Source organism: Halomonas sp. DP8Y7-3 (assembly GCF_019801675.1).
Lineage (GTDB): Bacteria > Pseudomonadota > Gammaproteobacteria > Pseudomonadales > Halomonadaceae > Halomonas > Halomonas litopenaei_A.
This window is the reverse complement of the sequence record NZ_JAHVIO010000010.1, coordinates 29779-47159: the sequence shown is the minus strand read 5'-3', so window position 1 is coordinate 47159 and position 17381 is coordinate 29779. Positions and strand designations below refer to the sequence as shown.

The window sequence follows — 17381 nt, the reverse complement described above, 5'->3', positions numbered from 1 at the left end:
ACGTATCATGGTCTTATCGAACACCGTTCTACCAAACCGTTTGACGATGAACTGTCATCAGGAGGCTTACCATGATGATTCAACGCCTCACCAGCGCTAGCCTGCTGGCCCTGACGCTACTGGCGACAGCGGCACCCGCTGTGGCGCAGGTGCAACCGGATGTCAGCGTACGCCAGGAAGCCGGCCAGACCCTGAGCGAGTACCGAGTCAACGGCAAGCTGTATGCCATCAAGGTGGAGCCCAAGGGTGGCAGCACCTACTTCCTGGTGGACCGCAATGGCGACGGCAACTTCCAGCGCCAGACCAGCGATAGCGTCGACGTGCCAGGCTGGGTCCAATAGCCAAGCAGGGTCCAATAGCCTGGCCGGGGCCAATCGACGAGCGTCGTCGCTCCGCCTTCGCTGCCCGCCCGTTGTGCTCACCTTGCACGTTTGCTGTCTGCGACCTGCGCGCCCCAGGCCCTCTGCCGGGCACTTGCCCCAAGCGGCACTGTCATTCCGCTGAGATTACGTTTCTCGATCACGTGCAACTCGTTGCCAAGTCGCTACAATAGGCGCCTTGGCAACCCCGGGCGAGACGATCCATGGCCGTATTCACTCCGCTTGAAGACTCACAGGTCTCAGGCTTTCTCAGCCGTTTTGACGTCGGCGAACTGACAAGGCTGCAAGGGGTGCCCGCAGGCACCGAAAACAGCACCTTCTTTGTCACCACCGACAGGCGAGAACTGGTGCTAACTCTGTTCGAGCAGGGTGAACACGAAGAACTGCCATTCTTCGTCGAGCTGCTGGACTTCCTCGACGAGCATCGCATCCCCGTCGCTGGCCCTATTCACGACCGCGACGGCGTCGCATTGCACGAGTTGGCGGGTCGCCCTGCGCTGCTTTTCCCGCGCCTGCCGGGCAGCCACCCCAAGGCCCCCAATACCGCTCAATGCCGGGCGCTGGGACAGGCCCTGGGCGAAATGCACCGCGTCTCGCGTCATTTCAGCGGGCACCGCCCCAACCCTCGTGACATTCACTGGCTGAGCGCCATGCATCACAAGGTGCTGGTCTATCTGTCACCCGCAGACCAGGCGCTGATGCAGGATGAAGTGGATGCCTACCAGGCGGCCCTGGAAACCCTCGAGCAGCCTTTGCCCCAGGGCGCGCTGCACGGTGACCTGTTCCGCGACAACACGCTGTTCGACGGCGAGCAGCTGGGCGGCATCATCGACTTCTACAATGGTTGCACCGGTGACCTGCTGTTCGACCTGGCCATTGTCATCAATGACTGGGCCACCGATGGCGATGGCCATCTCGACCAGCAGCGCCACGATGCGCTGCTGGAGGCCTACCTCGCCGAGCGCCCCTTGACCGCCCAGGAGCGCGCGCTATGGCCGCTGATGCTGCGCCTGACGGCGTTGCGCTATTGGCTGTCGCGCCTGCTGGTGGTGTACGTGGACCCGCCAGCCCATGACCTGACGCCCCATGACCCAGAGCAGTTCCGGCGCATCCTGCGCTCGCGCCTGGAGCATGGCGCTCTTCCCCTGCCCGACACCGAGGTTCGCTTGTGAGCCAGAAGCCGCAACCTGATGCAGCCGTGCAACGTGCCCGCCGTACCTGGAACATTGACCAGTGGGGCAGTGGCTACTTCGACGTGGATGAAGCCGGACAAGCGCTGGTGCGGCCCCTCGGCGAGGTCGAGCCGGGCCCCAGCCTGCCCCTGATCGGCCTGGTCGAGCAGGTGCGCAAGGCCGGCCTGCGCCTGCCGGTGCTGATCCGCTTTACCGATATTCTGCATGACCGGGTCGAACAGCTGTGCGCGGCCTTTGATCAGGCCATGGCAGAGGAAAACTTCACCAGCGGCTACACCGCGGTCTACCCGATCAAGGTCAATCAGCAGCGTCGCGTGGTCGAGGAAATTCTCGCCACCAACGAGCGCGGGCGCGATCGCGTGGGTCTGGAAGCAGGCAGCAAGCCAGAGCTCTTGGCGGTGCTGGCCCTGTCAGGGGATGGCCCGTCGCTGATCGTGTGCAATGGCTACAAGGACCGCGAGTACATTCGTCTGGCGTTGATGGGCGAGAAGCTTGGCCACCGGGTCTACCTGGTCGTGGAAAAGCTGTCCGAGCTACCGATGATTCTGGAAGAGGCCGAACGCCTGGGCGTGACGCCACGCATCGGGCTGCGTGCTCGGCTGTCATCCGTGGGACGTGGCAAGTGGCAGGATACCGGCGGAGAGAAGTCCAAGTTCGGCCTGACCGCTGGCCAGATCCTGGCGGTGGTCGAGCGCCTGAGCGAGGCAGGCCGCCTCGACAGCCTGCAGCTGGTTCACTTCCACCTGGGGTCCCAGATCGCCAATATCGGTGATATTCAGCGCGGTCTGCGTGAATGTGCCCGTTTCTACCAGTACCTGCACCAGCTGGGTGCCCCGGTGGATACGGTGGACGTGGGCGGCGGACTGGGTGTCGACTACGAAGGCACCCACTCGCGCAATTTCTGCTCGATCAACTACTCCATGCTCGAGTACGCCCGTAACGTGGTCTATGCCTTCAATCAGGTATGTAGCGCAGAGGACCTGCCTCAGCCGCACCTGATCAGCGAGTCGGGCCGAGCGCTGACCGCGCACCACGCTGTTCTGATCACCAACGTGATCGGCGAAGAGAGCGTGGACACCCAGCCACCCAGCGAACGCCGGAGCGACGACCCCGAAGTGGAAGCGCTCTGGCGTACGCTGGACTTTCTGCAGCGTGAGCCCGAGCCGCGCGGCCTGATGGAAGCCTGGCATGACCTGATTCAGGACATGGGCGATCTGCATGATCGTTTCGTGCTGGGAGCCGCCGACCTGGCAGCACGGGCCGAAGGCGAGGGCGTCTACTTTGCCGCCTGTGCCGCCCTTCGCTCACAGCTGGACCCCCGCAATCGCGCCCATCGCGAGATCCTTGATGAACTCGCCGAGAAGCTCGCGGACAAGCTGTTCGTCAACTTCTCGCTGTTTCAGTCGATGCCCGATGTCTGGGGCATCAAGCAGATCTTCCCGGTGCTGCCGCTGTGCGGACTGGACCGCGAACCCAGCCGTCGCGGCGTCATTCAGGACATCACCTGTGACAGTGACGGACGTATCGACAGCTACGTGGATGGCCAGGGGGTAGAGACCACCCTGCCCTTGCCCGAGTGGCATGAGGGGGATGAGCGCTTGCTCGGCTTCTTCATGGTGGGCGCCTACCAGGAAATTCTGGGCGATCTGCATAACCTGTTCGGTGATACCGATGCGGTGGATGCCTCACTGGATCGCGACGGCGGCTGGCGCTTGACCAACCTGCAGTGGGGCGACCGGGTATCCGACGTGCTGGGCTACGTCAACTTCAATGCTGACGTGCTGCGCGAACGCCTGCGCGTGCAGCTCACCCGCAGCAATCTGGATCCTCGCGAGCAGCGTCACTTCCTGGATGACCTGTCGGAGGGGCTCGACGGCTACACCTATCTGGAGTAAGCCTTCCCATACCGCTGGGTGCCAGCCAGCCCAGCCATCCCAGACCAGACAAGCCCCGCGCCCACCGCCTGTTGCCGCGCCCGCCGACACTCCTCGTGTCTGCGGGCGCGCTGCCTTGCGTAGCACTTGCACCCAGCCGTCAGCCATGGCGAGATAGGTCGTATGCGCCGTGCCACAAGCCACCAGGAGGATGCCGTCATCGATACCTCACGCCCTACCGATTCCAGCTCCCCTTCCTCTTCCTTCACTCCACCGCCAACCATGCTGGCCGTCGTCACCCTGGGCAATGGCGGCTACGACAAGCTGAGCTACCAGCGCGTGGCCACCCCGGAGCCGGGGCCTGGAGAGGTGCTGCTGCGGGTCCTGGCCGCCGGCATCAACAATACCGAGATCAATACCCGCCTGGGTTGGTATTCGTCCAGCGTCACGAGCGATACCCAGGCGTCATCGGACAGCGCCCTGGACGACGATGCAGGCAACAGTGACGACGGTGGCTGGAATGGGGCAACGCCCTTCCCACTGATTCAGGGTACCGATTGCTGCGGCGAGGTGGTCGCCCTGGGAGAAGACGTCGACGCCACCGAGCTGATCGGCAGGCGCGTGCTGGTGCGAGCCTGCATGCGCACCAAGGGCTTCGAGCACTGGGATTCGGTGTGGATGGCATCGGACTTCGATGGCGCGTTTGCACAGTTCGTCAAGGTGCCCGCCAGTGAGGTGTTTGCCGTCGACTGCGATTGGCGCGATGCAGAGCTTGCCACCATCCCCTGTGCCTATGGCACCGCCGAAAACATGCTGCATCGTGCAGGGGTCACGGCAGGCGACAGGCTGCTGGTGACCGGTGCCTCCGGAGGCGTCGGCTCAGCGGTCGTGCAGTTGGCCAAGCGTCGTGGCGCCCACGTCACTGCGGTAGCCAGCCAGGCCAAGCATCCGGCGATCCAGGCCTTGGGGGCCGATCGCCTGCTTGATCGTCATGATGATCTGGTATCGGCGCTGGGAGAATTCGCCATCGACGTGGCGGTGGACAATGTGGCGGGCCAAGGCTTTGGCGGCGTTCTGGAGGTGCTTGATCGAGGTGGGCGCTACGTGTCTTCCGGGGCCATCGCCGGGCCAGTGGTGGAACTCGACATGCGCAAGCTGTATCTCAAGGATATCCGCTTGATCGGTTCCACCGCCTGGGATGAGCCCGTCTTCCCCAACCTGATCGGCTACATCGAGCGCGGCGAGATTCGCCCGCTGCTGGCCGGAATCTTTCCTTTGCAGGACATCGTCGAGGCCCAGAAGAGCTTCCTCGAAAAACACCACGTCGGCAACCTGGTCCTGATACCGCCCCCGCTGGACTGAACCCGCTACCTGCGGACAAGGCCCACCGTCGGGTCTGCAGGGTGGGGCGTCGCCGGCCTGAGCTCGCGCTGATCAGCGCTACTTAGCACTGATCAGCGCTCTTTAGCTCTTATCAGCCTTGGGCGAGCCTGTGCCGCCTAGCCCACCACCTTGGTCTGGAGCTGGTGGCTCTGGCCGTTGGGCAGAGACAGTTCAAAGGCCAGAGCGGCCCCCTTTTCCAACTTGCCGACGCCAGCGGGGGTGCCGGTCAATACCACGTCACCGGGGGCCAGGGTAAAGTGCTGGCTCATTTCGGCCAATAGCGCGGGAATCGGGAACAGCATCTGGCTCGCCATGCCGTGCTGGCGACGTTCGCCGTTCATGTCCAGGCTGAATTCGATGGCAGACCAATCCATCGGCGCGTCGATCGGGATAAAGCGTGACAGCGGGCAAGCGCCGTCAAAGCCCTTGGCGATCTCCCATGGATGCCCCTTCTTCTTCAGTGCGGACTGCACGTCACGCAGCGTCAGGTCCAACGCCAGGCCCACGCCCACCACCGCAGCTTCTGCCTGCTCCGGGGTGGCGTCACGCAGCGTCTCGCCAATCAGCAGCGCCAGCTCCGTCTCGAAGTGCACATCGCTGCGCTCGAACGGCCCCTTCACGTCATCCTCAAGCGGCACGACACTGGTCGCCGGCTTGATGAACAATATCGGGGCGTCGGGCACAGGATTATCGAGCTCCCTGGCGTGTTCTGCGTAGTTACGACCGACGCAAACCACCTTGCCAAGCGGCTGTGAAAAGGTGTCGCCATCGACAAAGCTCGGGACGAGAGACATGACAGGCTCCTGAGGTCAGTAGAGAGGTCACGAGCAGGCGGCAACCTGCCGCGACACTCGCAAAAAAGGCGCGCCATTGGCGCGCCTCTCGAGTCTATCCCAGCTTTTGCTGCTCCCGCGACCACTGTCACCCGTCTCACTCAAGGATGCCAAGGCGGCTGAGGCGGCAGAACCTCAGGGCTCGAATCGACCCTCCGGCTCGTGGGCCAGGAAGTCAGGGCGACGGCCTTTGGCGGCAAAGGGCTCGCCGCAGCGATTGTCCACTCGGTTGTAGACGAAGAACGCGTTGCTGCGGGGATCCGGCGACATATTGGCGTTGGATCCGTGCAGGGTATTGCAATCGAACAGCAACAGGCCGCCGGCGCTGCCCTTGGGTGCCTCGATGCCGTTGCGCTCGATCAGCTGCCGCAACGCCTCCTGGCTGGGGACACCCACCTCCTGCTTCTTCAACGACGTCTCGTGGTTGTTGTCCGGCGTCTCGCCGATGCACGGAACAAACACACGATGCGAGCCGGGAATCAGCATCAAGGGCCCATTGAACTCGTGATTGTCGGTCAACACGATCGAGGCGCTGACCGCATTCATCTCGGGCATGCCGTCCTCGGCGTGCCAGGTCTCGAAGTCCGAGTGCCAGTTGAAGCCCTTGCCTTCAAACCCTGGCTTGTAGTTGATCCGCGACTGGTGCACATAGGTCTCGCCACCCAGAATCTGACGAGCCCGGCCGACCAGGCGTTCATTATTGGCCAGCCGCGCAAACACCTCGGACAGGTAATGCACGGCAAACAGCGAGCGGATTTCCTTGCCGCTCGGTTCCACGACGCTGTAATCCTTGCCACGGAACGCATCGTTTTCGAGCAGTACCTTCAATTCCTCGCGCAGCAAGGCGAGCTCATCACCGGAAATGAAATTCGGCTCGAACAGAAATCCCTTGTTCTCGAATTCATCCAGCTGCTGCTGGCTCAGGGGCCCTTGCTCGGCGCTTCCCTTGATCACAGGGCCGCGACGATCCACCCAGAGGCTCTGCATCGGCTGAGGGAGCCGGGTCGGATAGCCTTCACCACCCTGGTCAAGGGCCTGATAAGAGGCCTGGTTGGCGCTCTGTGTCTGCTGCTTGAGATGGGCGCCACGGCGAGCGTGACGCTGTCCGTCATGTTGGCTCTGACGCGCGCGATGCGCCATGCCGCCACGACGGTTGACTGTTTGCGGATTGGACGACGTCTGCACTTCCATCCGATCACCCTCCATTGGTATTGATCAGCTTTCAGATTCGAACTCGTACCAGCGACGCAGCCAGCGAGGCATGACAATGAGAAGCCCACCTCATCGGGTCTGCGCCGCTTGCAGGGGGCCGTCTGCCCCCTGCCACAAGCTACCCACTCACCCCTCTTCATGCAACCCTTTAAATGCAACTTTTGCACAAGATCGGTTTAAGTATTGTTCGCTACCCTAGCTCGTCCGCGCAGTCACCCGCACAGTGCTTGCCTAGCGGCTTGCGTCACCGAAATATCTGCCGGCGCCATTGGCAGGCACCGAGGTCGGCGCCAGGTAGATGGGAGCAGCGAAGCGATCCGCTGGGCAGCCAGCAAAGGCTGTCCCCGGCAACAGCAGCCAGTCATGACGATTCTGGTGGCCCAGTTCGACGGCCTGGCCAAGATCTCCACAGCTCAGCGCCTCCAGATCCTTGTCCACCACCAGCATCCAGCGTTGTTCGGGGGCCTCGGCCAACCAGGCCATGGCTGTCGGCACTTCTTTCTCCAGCGGCGTCATGTCACCGAAATGCACGCTGCGAGACCGCGCATGCAGCAGGATTTCTTCATCGAAGTTCAACAGCGCGACCTCACCGTTGGGCCCCACCTCCTGAGAGACGCGAGCCATCATGTCACGGGGAGAGCGCTCCGGATCCATCCAGGCATAGCCAAAGGTGCTCCACCACCCCCACAGGCAGAAGAAGAGCAGCGTGATGGCCGTCATTCCACGGCGTGGCTTGAGGGCCAGCGCCAGAGCAAGGGCGATAGCGCCCAGCGCCAGCCACTCCCACCACGGAGTCACACCGTAGCGATGGGCCAGGCGCTCCAGGGGAGCGAAGCCCACCAATCCCAGGACGCCCGCCGTCGCCAGCAAGATGGCGAAAAACACCAGGCCACCGAAGCCAGCTCGATTAGGTCCCTTTCGCCGGACCAGGGCCGGCAGCAACGGGGCCAATGCCATGACCATCAACGGCAGCGTCGGCAGCATATAGACGCCTCGCTTGCCCGGTGAAAGCGAGAAGAACACCACGATCAGGATGACGGCTGTCAGTGGCAGCAGTACCTTGGCATCGCCGCGCTTCACTCGGCGCCACCAGTTCGGCAGCGCCCAGGGCAAGGTCAGCACCAATGGCATCCAGGCCCAGGGCAGCACCTGCACGATGTAGTAATACCAGGGCCGCAGGTGGGCCCAGGCATCGGCATAGCGCTCGCCGGTCTGCTTGAACAGAATATTGTCGCGGTAGGCCGCCAGCGCCGGGTCATCGGACAACGACGTGATAAGGATCATCGGCAGCCCCCAGGCCAGCACCACCGCCAGCAGGCACGCCAGGCCTTCCACCAGGTCGCGCAGGCGCAGTGGCGTGACCCTGGCCTGTCCCTGGTGACGACCGCGCCAACTGATCACGCCCCAGACGGGCAACAGCGCCAGCGGCAGAAAGCCCACGCCTTTGGTCAGGATGCCAGCCCCCATGGCGACGAAGCCTGCCCGCCACCAGCCCCGGGCGGGTCCGAGCAAGGCGTGACGCAACACGCCGTAGGTACCCAGCGTGGTGAAAAATGTCAGCAGCATGTCGATCTGAGCGGTCTTGGCTTGCAGCACGAACTGCAACGTGGCCAGCGTCGCGATACCCGCCAGCAGACCCACCCGGGGGCCATGCAGGCGACGACACAGATCCACGATCAGACCCAGGGTGCCGAGCCCCGCCAACAGCGAGGGCAGCATGAAGCCGATACGCATGGATCCGGTCAGCCAGATGAAGAAGGCACTGGCCCACATGAAGATCGGGGGTTTGTCGGCATACAGCTCTCCGCCCCGATGAGGAATCCAGAACTCACCGGTGACCAGCATTTCCACCGCGTTGAGCGCAAAACGTGGTTCATCGGCGGGCCACGGATCCCGCCAGCCAAGGCCCAGGGCCAACAGCGCCACGGCAAAGACGACAAGGCCCAGCCACCAGCCCCAGCCGGGGCGACGGGGTAATCCCACTACGAACATGCTGCTTTCCTCAACAGGGTTCTGATCAGGCACGCTGGCCTTGAGCAGAGCACAGACACACCACCAAGGCCCGCTCGGCGACTACGCCGCCTGGCGAACGTTACGGTCACGCTGGGACGCCTTGCGCATCAGCATCAGATTCCGCAAATAGATGAACAGGCCCGCGCCCTGCCCCATGATGAACACCGGGTCACGACGGTGGATTGCATAGGCAAGCAACGTGGCCCCGCCCCCCAGGCTTAAGAACCAGAAAGCCACAGGCACGACACTCCGCCGCGCCTTCTCGCTGGCAATCCACTGCACGATAAACCGAGCGGAGAACAGCGCCTGGCCAAGAAAGCCGATCAGCAACCATAGGTTCCAGGTCATCGCATCGGCTCCAGCGTCGGCACAGCAGGCACTGATTGGTCATTGGTCGCTTGAGTCGCGATGAAGTGAGATGGAAGCGCTGTACTATCGCTGACCCGAGGCAGGTCCAGGGCATTGTCCACGCAGCGGCAGTCCACCGGCAGGCGACTGCGTCGCTGAAGCCACATGACCCCGAGCATGTCGACGATGCCTACCCATAGCCGATTGCCGAGACCGTAGTGGGAGGCTCCCTGACCACGGGGCCGGTGATGGACCGGCCGAGCCAGACAGCGACCGCCCTGGCTGGTGATCAGGGCAGGAAGGAAGCGGTGCATATGATCGAAGTAGGGCAAGGAGGCGAATGCTGCTCGACGGATGACCTTGATGCCACAGCCGCTATCGGGGTAGCCGTCACCCAGCAAACGGGCGCGAACCGCGTTGGCCACCTTCGAGGAAAACAGCTTCAGGGAGCTATCCTGGCGACGGACTCGATGGCCGCCGACAAGGTCGGCTCGTTCGGCGATGGCGACCTGCAACAACGCAGGAATATCGGCGGGATCGTTCTGACCATCGCCATCCAGCGTGGCCAACCACTCCCCCCGCGCATGTCGGGCGGCCTGCCACAGCGCCGTGCTCTGGCCCGCACTACTGTGATGACGCAGCGGTCTAAGCGTCGGCTGTCGGTTAGCCCGGCTGACCAGTACCGTCCAACTGTCATCATCCGAACCATCGTCCACCACAATCACTTCGTGGTCATGGTCCGCCAGGGCTTGGGCAATTTCGTCGAGCAGGCCGGGCAGATTGGCCGACTCATTGTGGGCGGGGATCAGTACCGACAAGGTAACGGGCGCCATCTTGGCCTCTCCATCAGCAAGTGCAGGAGGGACAGCATGGACCGCCAACCTTAAGCGGGCCTTAATTCACCGCAACATAAGATTACATAACGCGCATATATCTATGCTTCGTCGATCGACGTCATTGACCGGGAACGCCGCCCTTCAAAACGACGACGTTATGGCACATAACCTGGCGAAAAAAAGGTCGTCATGCCAGTGGACGTCTCCTGCCACGATGCCCTGACACGCTTGACTCGATTGCCCACTCGCACCAACAGAGGTGTCCGTCTCGCCGGACAGTGGCCAGCCCTGTAGACTGCGGTCCATGCCCCTGTGGCTGGCCCAGCCAGGCGTCAGCGTTCTCGAGGATCCTTATGTTTCAGTTCAAGCAAGATGATCTGACTCACCCCGACATGGTGGCCATGATTCGCGCCCACCGCCGAGACCTGAAGCGCCTGGCGCCAGACTCTCCTCCGGAGAGCCGGCACGCACTTAGCCTGGACGAATTGAAGGGCGATGACGTCACCCTGTGGGGGCTGTGGGAGCAGGATCGACTTGTCGGCTGCGTGGCGCTGAAGGCCATTGGCCACGATCATGGCGAGATCAAGTCAATGCGCACCGCTGCGGACCAGCTGAGACGCGGTGTCGCCACGCGGATGCTTGAGCACCTGATAGCGGCTGCTTGTGAGCGCGGCTACCGACGCTTGAGCCTTGAGACGGGCTCCCAGCCTGGGTTTGCCCCGGCCCGGCGCTTCTATGCACAGCATGGCTTCGTCACCTGCGCGCCCTTCGCCGACTATGTCGTCGATCCTAACAGCGTCTACATGACCCTGGAGCTCGCTCCCCACCACCCCGGGATACCGGGCCACGCGGTGAGAGACAAGGCCACGCCATGAGCGATAGTAACAGACACCCAGAGCCCATTCGCCAGGTGGAATTTCCTAGCCAAGGCACCCGTTGCCACGGCTGGTGGCTACCATCGGCGTCAGCGACCCCGGACAGCGGTGCCCTGGTGGTCATGGCCCATGGCCTTGGCGGCACCGTCGAGGGCGGCTTGATGCCCTACGCCATGGCGCTCCAGCAGGCGGGCCACAGCGTGCTCGCCTTCGACTATCGCCATTTCGGACGCTCCGCTGGGGAGCCGCGCCAGCTGCTCGGCATCCGCCGTCAGCAGCAGGACTACCTGGCTGCCATCGATCATGCCCGCAGCCTCGAACCGCTCCGTCCGCTGGTGCTATGGGGGACGTCATTTTCCTCCGCCCACGTCATCCAGCTGGCGGCACGGCGTCGGGATATCGCCGCCGTCATCGCCATGAATCCTATGCTGGACGGCCAGGCCTCATCACTGGTGAAGCTGAAGGACGAAGGGATCGGGACCTTCCTGCGCATGACCGGCGCGGGCCTTGCCGACTTTATACGCGGCAGCCTCGGGCGGTCCCCGCACTATATCCCGCTGGCAGATGAGCCGGGCACGCTGGCCGCACTCACCGCACCCGATGCGCTGGAAGGCATTCAGCGCTTCGCCGGTGACGACTTCGACAACCGCATTGCCCCGCGTGCGCTGCTGGCGCTGGGACTCTATCGGCCCGTCAAGATCGCCCACCGGCTGTCCTGTACGCTGCTGCTGCAACTTTGCCTCCGCGATAGCGTGACGCCGATTGCCCCCGGCTACCGACTGGCCGACAGCCTCAAGGGCCGGGTCACCCTCAAGACCTATGACACCGGCCACTTCGCGATCTACGAGGCCCCCTGGCAACCCCGCCTCGCCGAGGACCAGGCAAACTTCCTGGCGCATTTATGCCAAGGGCCGTCTCAACGCTTCGGCTGATGCCGGTGAGCGAGCCAGCCTGGCGCAGCGGGGCAGGTCTGCCCATCCGTTGAGCACACTCAAAACAGCGCTGACCACTAGGCTGGCTATACTAGCGGCAACTGATGTATTGCCGTTGATCGAGGACGCCTCAATGCGCCACTACCCCTGTCACCGCTGCGACAATCGGCTGTTCTTCGATAACACCCAATGCCTGGTCTGCGCGACGGAGGTGGGTTGGTGTCCGGGATGCAATGCCCTGGTCGCCATGGAACGGCAAGCTGACGGGCGCTACCGCTGTGTCGACGACGGCTGTGGCACCCTGCTGGTCAAGTGTCATAACTATGCGGTGGAAGGGGTGTGCAATCGCATGCTCACAGCCCAGGAGGCCGATCAGGGGATAACCCTGTGTGACTGCTGCCGCCACAACCGGGCCATTCCGGACCTGTCCATCGAAGGCCATCGCGAGCGCTGGGCCAAGCTCGAGAGTGCCAAGCGACGCCTGTTCTATACCCTTGATCTGCTGGGGCTTCCCCATGAGGTCAGCCCAGACAAGGCAGACCCGCCATTATCCTTTTCGTTCCTGGCGGACGAAGTACCGGTGGAGGGAGGATGGCACAGCAGCGAAGAAGGCATGCCGGTGTTTACCGGGCACGCCGGCGGTCACATCACCATCAACGTCAAGGAGGCCGATGATGTCGAACGCGAACGCCTGCGCACCGACTTCAATGAGGCTCATCGGACGCTGATCGGGCATTTCCGACACGAGATCGGTCACTACTATTGGGAGCTGTTAATCAAGGGGAGAGACGAAGACGCCTGCATCGCCGTCTTTGGTGACCATCGCCACCCCAGCTACAGCGACGCCCTCGAGCGCCACTACCAGCAGGGCCCATCTGCAGACTGGCGAGAGCACCATCTGTCCGCCTACGCCACCATGCACCCCTGGGAGGATTTCGCCGAGACCTTCGGCTTCTACCTCGACATGGTGGCGATCCTCGATACCGCCGGACACTTCGGCATCACCCCCACCGGCTTTGACGAGGACCTGGACGCCATGCTCTATACCTTTGGTCGCTTGAGCCTGGGCTTCAATGAAATGAACCGCGAGATGGGGCTGCTCGACCTGGTCCCGGAAGTGATTACGCCGACCATTGCCGCCAAGCTGCGCTACGTCCACGAGATGGTGCTGTCTGCCCGCCATGCAGACGCCGCGTCACAGCAAACGCTTGCCTGACCCCTGTGCCGTCAGCGAGCAACAGCAGGCATGGAAGGTCATACGGGTGATGGCGGACGTCAACGACTCGACCGCTCAAGATTCCGCCATGGCGCCGACAGCGGGTCGGCGCATGGCGTAGCTACCGTTCGCGACGTCCCGCTATTCCTCGTTGGCCACCGTCGCCAGCGCCACTTCTTCCAGGTCATCCAGCGTCGGAAAGTACGTGCGGGCAATGGCGGCATGCAGCTCTGCAACGCCCTGCTGCAGGGTGTCGATGAACTCGTGCAGCGCCTCGGGAGAACGAACCAGCGCCAGCACGTCGGCCTCGGCCACATCGGCGTGAACCAGCGTCGCGGTGGCCAATGCCCTGTCATGCCGCGGCAGCGAGCGCAGCGCACGCATGCTGTCCTTCAGACTGCGCGACACCGAGCGTGGAAACTTGCCGTCCTGCACCAGAAAACGCAGTACGTCAGTGGCTCTTACTCGACAACGCACGTGCTGGCGATACATCTGGTAGGCGGTCAGTGACTTCAGCACACTCATCCACTGCAAGTGCTCGAAGGGCCGAATCTCATCACTGTCTCGCTGCAGCAGGTTGGCCGAACGCACATCAATGATGCGGGTGATCATGTCGGCACGCTCCAGCTGGCGCCCCAACATCATGAAGGTCCGTGGACCGCCGTAGCTCAGGGTCCCTTCGATAAGGCCAATCAGCGTCTGGCAGCCACGAATCACCAGTTTGAGAAAGACCTCGCGACGGCCAGGTCCCAACCCGGCATCAGCCTGGGCGCTGGCATTCATGTAGAGCTGGTTGATCTCTTCCCAGACTTCCCGGGGCACCACGTCCCGGGTAGTCCTCAGGTTTTCCCGGGCCTGAGCCAGGGCGGACAGAATCGACCCGGAGTAGCGCCGGTCAGCACACAGAAATTGGATGACGTTGCGATCATTGGGCTCATCGTAAAGGGTGGCAAAAAGCTCCCCGCCTCCGGTGATATCGACCATCGCCGCCCAGCCCAGCGGCTGCCGATAGGGCATGTCGAGCATCAGGTGGCTGGAGACATTGATCAGACGCGCGGTGTCCTCGGCCCGTTCGATATAGCGGGCCATCCAGTACAGGTTCTCGGCGACTCTTGAAAGCATCAGCATGGTCTCAGTCCTCCCCCGTCTCGACGATCCAGGTGTCCTTGCTGCCCCCGCCCTGGGACGAGTTGACCACCAGCGACCCCTTTACCAGCGCAACACGGGTCAAGCCGCCGGTGGTGACATAGGCACCATCCTGGCCAGACAGGATGAAGGGCCGAAGATCGACGTGGCGAGGCTCAGGCCGACCGTCGAACAGGGTCGGCGTGGTCGACAGGTTGAGCATGGGCTGGGCCATGTAGTTGCGCGGATCCTGCTGGATCAACTTGGCGAAGGCGTCGCGTTCCGCCTGGGAGGCCTGAGGCCCCATCAGCATGCCGTAGCCGCCTGACTCGTTGGCCGGCTTTACCACCAGTTCATGCAGGTGCTCCAGCACGTAGCGCCGATCCTCCTCAAGCATGCAGAGGTAGCTCGGTACGTTCGGCAGCAAGGCATCCTGGTCCAGGTAGTACTTGATCAGCTGCGGCACGAAGGCATAAACGACCTTGTCATCGGCCACCCCGGCCCCGGGGGCATTGGCCAGTGCCACCTTGCCGCTGCGCCAGGCCCGCATCAGTCCCGGCACCCCCAATACAGAGTCGGCACGGAAGGCCTCCGGGTCGAGGAAGGCATCATCGATACGCCGATAGATGACGTCTACCCGGGTCAGCCCCTGTACCGTGCGCATGTAGACCACATCGTCATCATCGACGACAAGGTCAGAGCCCTGGACCAGCTGCACCCCCATCTGCTGCGCCAGATAGGCATGCTCGTAGTAGGCAGAGTTGTAGATCCCCGGCGTCAGCACCACCACTTGCGGGTCGTCCCAGGGACGAGGCGACATGCCGGCCAGCATGTCGTAAAGCTGGGGCACATAATCGTCCACGGGAAGAATCTTGCCCGAGGCAAACAGCTCCGGCAGCACGCGCTTGGTCACGTTGCGGTTCTCGAGCATGTACGAGACGCCGGAGGGGATTCGCAGGTTATCTTCCAGCACGTAGATCGTGCCGTCCCCACCGCGCACCAGGTCGGACCCACAAATGTGTGCCCAGACGCCGTGGGGCGGGTCGATACCGACGCACTGGGGACGAAAGTTGACCGACTGCGCCAGCACATCGGCGGGCAAGACCCCATCCTTGATGACCTTCTGGTCATGGTAGAGGTCGTCGATAAACAGGTTGAGCGCCTCGACGCGCTGCTTCAGGCCGGCTTCGGTACGCCGCCATTCATCTGCAGGAATGATCCTGGGTACGATATCGAAGGGCCAGGCCCGATCGATCATGCTGCCTTCCGAATACACCGTGAAGGTGATGCCCATGGTTCTGATGGCAATCTCTGCCGCCGTCTTGCGCTCAGCCAGCTCATCCGGCGCAAATCCCTCCAGCACGTCGCACAGCATCTTGGCCGCGTCCCGCGGCATCCCGGGCATGGCCACCAGTTCATCGTAGAACCCAGCGCAGTTGTACTGCTGCCAATCCACATGGCTCATCGGCACACCCTCTTGTTATCAACAGCGGTCTACCCTGCTATGCCTTCGTCCACCGGGGCATCCTGCACCGGATCGTGATGCACCAGACTGGCGTACATCCCATCGACATATCGGGGTCCCCTACCTGCTGTATAGCAAGGTCTGTACCAGAACACAGAAAATCTGCCGTATCGGACACAGGTAAGTTAGCCGCCGGGACAATCGGCACCGCAACGGACACATGGCGACGCATGTGTCACGCCCCTGGCAGGCTGCTGGCTCGTCCTCGGGGCACTTCTGCCGACGCGCGCACCAGGACAGTGCGTCACGACGGGCTGACGCCGGCCTCTCCAACCTCAACAGGATGTGGATGCTTTGTCGCCGCCAAAGGGGTGTGGATGGTTTGGCCACGAGAGTTTGGTCTGGAGAGCTTGGTCAGGAAAGCGAGCCAAGCTCATGGACCCACCTGCGGATACTTGCCAGGGGTCCTGAGGGATGAGGTTCTGAGGGTATAAGGTTACAGTGCAGCTCAACGGGCATACGGCGGACTTGAGCCGATGCCCAGCCTGGGGTACATCTTGATCACAGCGCCACGGGTGCTGTATCCCTTCGTCATCAGGAGACACATCGCACTCATCATGTCCTCGTATGCCGGGACCGCAGGACGGTCCATCCTTGGCCATGACGTGCCTGCCAGCCGGCGCTGCGTCATGCGCGTATCAGGCCCTCGCTCGGGCACTGCAAGATGAACTATTACCTGCGCCATACCACCCGCTATCGCTATAGCGAGATCGTGACGCTCAGCGAGAATGAAGCCTGTCTGTCCCCTCGCGTGCTGGGCTGGCAACAGGTGGCCTTCGCGCGCCTGTCCACATCGCCCCTGACTCCGCTGCACCAGCAACGCTGCGATGCCTTTGGCAACCGTATCAACCTGTTTGCCATCGACACGCCGCACCAGGTGCTGGAAGTGACCCTGGAAGCGCGGATCACCACCTCCCCACGGCCCCAGCCCCCTGCCAATGCCATGTCCTGGGAAACCTGCCGCGACCTATTGGCAACACCTGGCACCACGAGCTACTGGGAAGCTCAGCCATTTCTCGAAAACTCGGCCTATATCGAGCGTCGTCCACTGCTGGCGGCGTGGGTGGAGGCCTGCTTTCCCCCTGGCGGCGACCTGGTGGAATGTGTGGATGCCCTTAATCGCCGTATCTATGACGAGTTCTACTACGACAGTCAGTTCAGCAACCTGGAAACCACGCCGTCGCAGGTACTGGTAGAGCGTCGCGGGGTCTGCCAGGATTTTGCCCATCTTGCGATCGCCGCCTTGCGCTCCATCGGCCTGGCCGCTCGTTACGTCAGCGGCTACCTGGAGACCAGTCCGCCTCCTGGGCAGCCCCGCTTGCTAGGGGCAGACGCCTCACACGCCTGGTTCGCGGTGCTGATACCGGGGTGGGGCTGGCTGGACCTCGACCCCACCAACGGTGTGCGCGTTGGCGAGCGTCACTTGCTGCTGGGTTGGGGCCGAGACTATGACGACGTAGCGCCGATCAAGGGCGTCGTGACCGGTGGCGGCCGGCAACAGCTTGAGGTCGAAGTCGATGTCCTGCCCATTGCCAGTGACCCGGACGCCAGCGCCGAGGGTCATGGAGACAACAGCGACAGCATGGACGAGCCGCTGGCCAGCTGAAACGGCACGGCCCGAGCCGCTAGCACTTGG

15 protein-coding genes are annotated in these 17381 nt (G+C 62.9%); 8 read left to right on the top strand and 7 right to left on the bottom strand.

The window, feature by feature from the left end:
- Nucleotides 1–71 precede the first annotated feature (71 nt).
- The 4 genes from KUV86_RS12870 to KUV86_RS12855 all read left to right on the top strand — a co-directional run bounded on the left by KUV86_RS12870 (nucleotide 72) and on the right by KUV86_RS12855 (nucleotide 4809).
- On the top strand, nucleotides 72–341 hold the full coding sequence (locus KUV86_RS12870) for a DUF2782 domain-containing protein (RefSeq protein ID WP_206940704.1): 270 nt from the start codon (nucleotides 72–74) through the stop codon (nucleotides 339–341).
- Nucleotides 342–583: 242 nt separating this feature from the next.
- Complete coding sequence (locus KUV86_RS12865; protein WP_206940706.1) at nucleotides 584–1552, top strand: homoserine kinase; 969 nt, start codon at nucleotides 584–586, stop codon at nucleotides 1550–1552.
- A complete protein-coding gene (gene speA / locus KUV86_RS12860; RefSeq protein WP_206940708.1) occupies nucleotides 1549–3468 on the top strand; it encodes a biosynthetic arginine decarboxylase in 1920 nt (639 codons plus the stop codon). Before KUV86_RS12865 ends, speA begins: the two co-directional genes overlap by 4 nt.
- A gap of 162 nt (nucleotides 3469–3630) precedes the next feature.
- A complete protein-coding gene (locus tag KUV86_RS12855; protein ID WP_261397639.1) occupies nucleotides 3631–4809 on the top strand; it encodes an alcohol dehydrogenase family protein in 1179 nt (392 codons plus the stop codon).
- A gap of 137 nt (nucleotides 4810–4946) precedes the next feature.
- Here the strand turns inward: KUV86_RS12855 and KUV86_RS12850 are convergent, their stop codons facing one another.
- The 5 genes from KUV86_RS12850 to KUV86_RS12830 form a co-directional block, all read right to left on the bottom strand.
- The gene (locus tag KUV86_RS12850) at nucleotides 4947–5624 is read right to left on the bottom strand and encodes a fumarylacetoacetate hydrolase family protein (RefSeq protein WP_222485091.1); all 678 of its coding nucleotides are present in this window, start codon (nucleotides 5622–5624) and stop codon (nucleotides 4947–4949) included.
- Nucleotides 5625–5798: 174 nt separating this feature from the next.
- Entirely contained in the window at nucleotides 5799–6650 is an 852-nt protein-coding gene (gene thpD / locus KUV86_RS12845) for an ectoine hydroxylase (protein WP_206940874.1), read from the bottom strand.
- A 456-nt stretch (nucleotides 6651–7106) separates the two neighbouring features.
- Nucleotides 7107–8867 (bottom strand): ArnT family glycosyltransferase, encoded by a 1761-nt coding sequence (locus KUV86_RS12840; protein WP_222485090.1) that lies wholly within the window; start codon nucleotides 8865–8867, stop codon nucleotides 7107–7109.
- Between the two features lie 81 nt (nucleotides 8868–8948).
- Entirely contained in the window at nucleotides 8949–9236 is a 288-nt protein-coding gene (locus tag KUV86_RS12835) for a lipid-A-disaccharide synthase N-terminal domain-containing protein (RefSeq protein WP_222485089.1), read from the bottom strand.
- On the bottom strand, nucleotides 9233–10069 hold the full coding sequence (locus KUV86_RS12830) for a glycosyltransferase family 2 protein (protein WP_222163928.1): 837 nt from the start codon (nucleotides 10067–10069) through the stop codon (nucleotides 9233–9235). Before KUV86_RS12830 ends, KUV86_RS12835 begins: the two co-directional genes overlap by 4 nt.
- Nucleotides 10070–10425: 356 nt before the next feature.
- On the opposite strand from KUV86_RS12830, the gene KUV86_RS12825 reads away from it, so the two are divergent.
- The 3 genes from KUV86_RS12825 to KUV86_RS12815 all read left to right on the top strand — a co-directional run bounded on the left by KUV86_RS12825 (nucleotide 10426) and on the right by KUV86_RS12815 (nucleotide 13095).
- Complete coding sequence (locus KUV86_RS12825) at nucleotides 10426–10947, top strand: GNAT family N-acetyltransferase (protein ID WP_222485088.1); 522 nt, start codon at nucleotides 10426–10428, stop codon at nucleotides 10945–10947.
- Nucleotides 10944–11879 (top strand): alpha/beta hydrolase, encoded by a 936-nt coding sequence (locus tag KUV86_RS12820; protein WP_222485087.1) that lies wholly within the window; start codon nucleotides 10944–10946, stop codon nucleotides 11877–11879. Before KUV86_RS12825 ends, KUV86_RS12820 begins: the two co-directional genes overlap by 4 nt.
- Before the next feature lie 133 nt (nucleotides 11880–12012).
- Nucleotides 12013–13095 carry a putative zinc-binding metallopeptidase gene (locus tag KUV86_RS12815; RefSeq protein WP_222485085.1) on the top strand — a complete coding sequence of 361 codons (1083 nt, stop codon included), beginning with the start codon at nucleotides 12013–12015 and terminating at the stop codon, nucleotides 13093–13095.
- A gap of 141 nt (nucleotides 13096–13236) precedes the next feature.
- Here the strand turns inward: KUV86_RS12815 and KUV86_RS12810 are convergent, their stop codons facing one another.
- Together KUV86_RS12810 and KUV86_RS12805 are read right to left on the bottom strand one after the other, a co-directional pair.
- On the bottom strand, nucleotides 13237–14223 hold the full coding sequence (locus KUV86_RS12810; protein ID WP_224852135.1) for an alpha-E domain-containing protein: 987 nt from the start codon (nucleotides 14221–14223) through the stop codon (nucleotides 13237–13239).
- A gap of 4 nt (nucleotides 14224–14227) precedes the next feature.
- Complete coding sequence (locus KUV86_RS12805) at nucleotides 14228–15685, bottom strand: circularly permuted type 2 ATP-grasp protein (protein WP_206940723.1); 1458 nt, start codon at nucleotides 15683–15685, stop codon at nucleotides 14228–14230.
- A 724-nt stretch (nucleotides 15686–16409) separates the two neighbouring features.
- Between KUV86_RS12805 and KUV86_RS12800 the strand changes: the two genes are divergently transcribed.
- Nucleotides 16410–17351, top strand: a complete 942-nt coding sequence (locus tag KUV86_RS12800) for a transglutaminase domain-containing protein (protein ID WP_222163919.1) — start codon at nucleotides 16410–16412, stop codon at nucleotides 17349–17351.
- The last annotated feature ends 30 nt before the right edge of the window (nucleotides 17352–17381 follow it).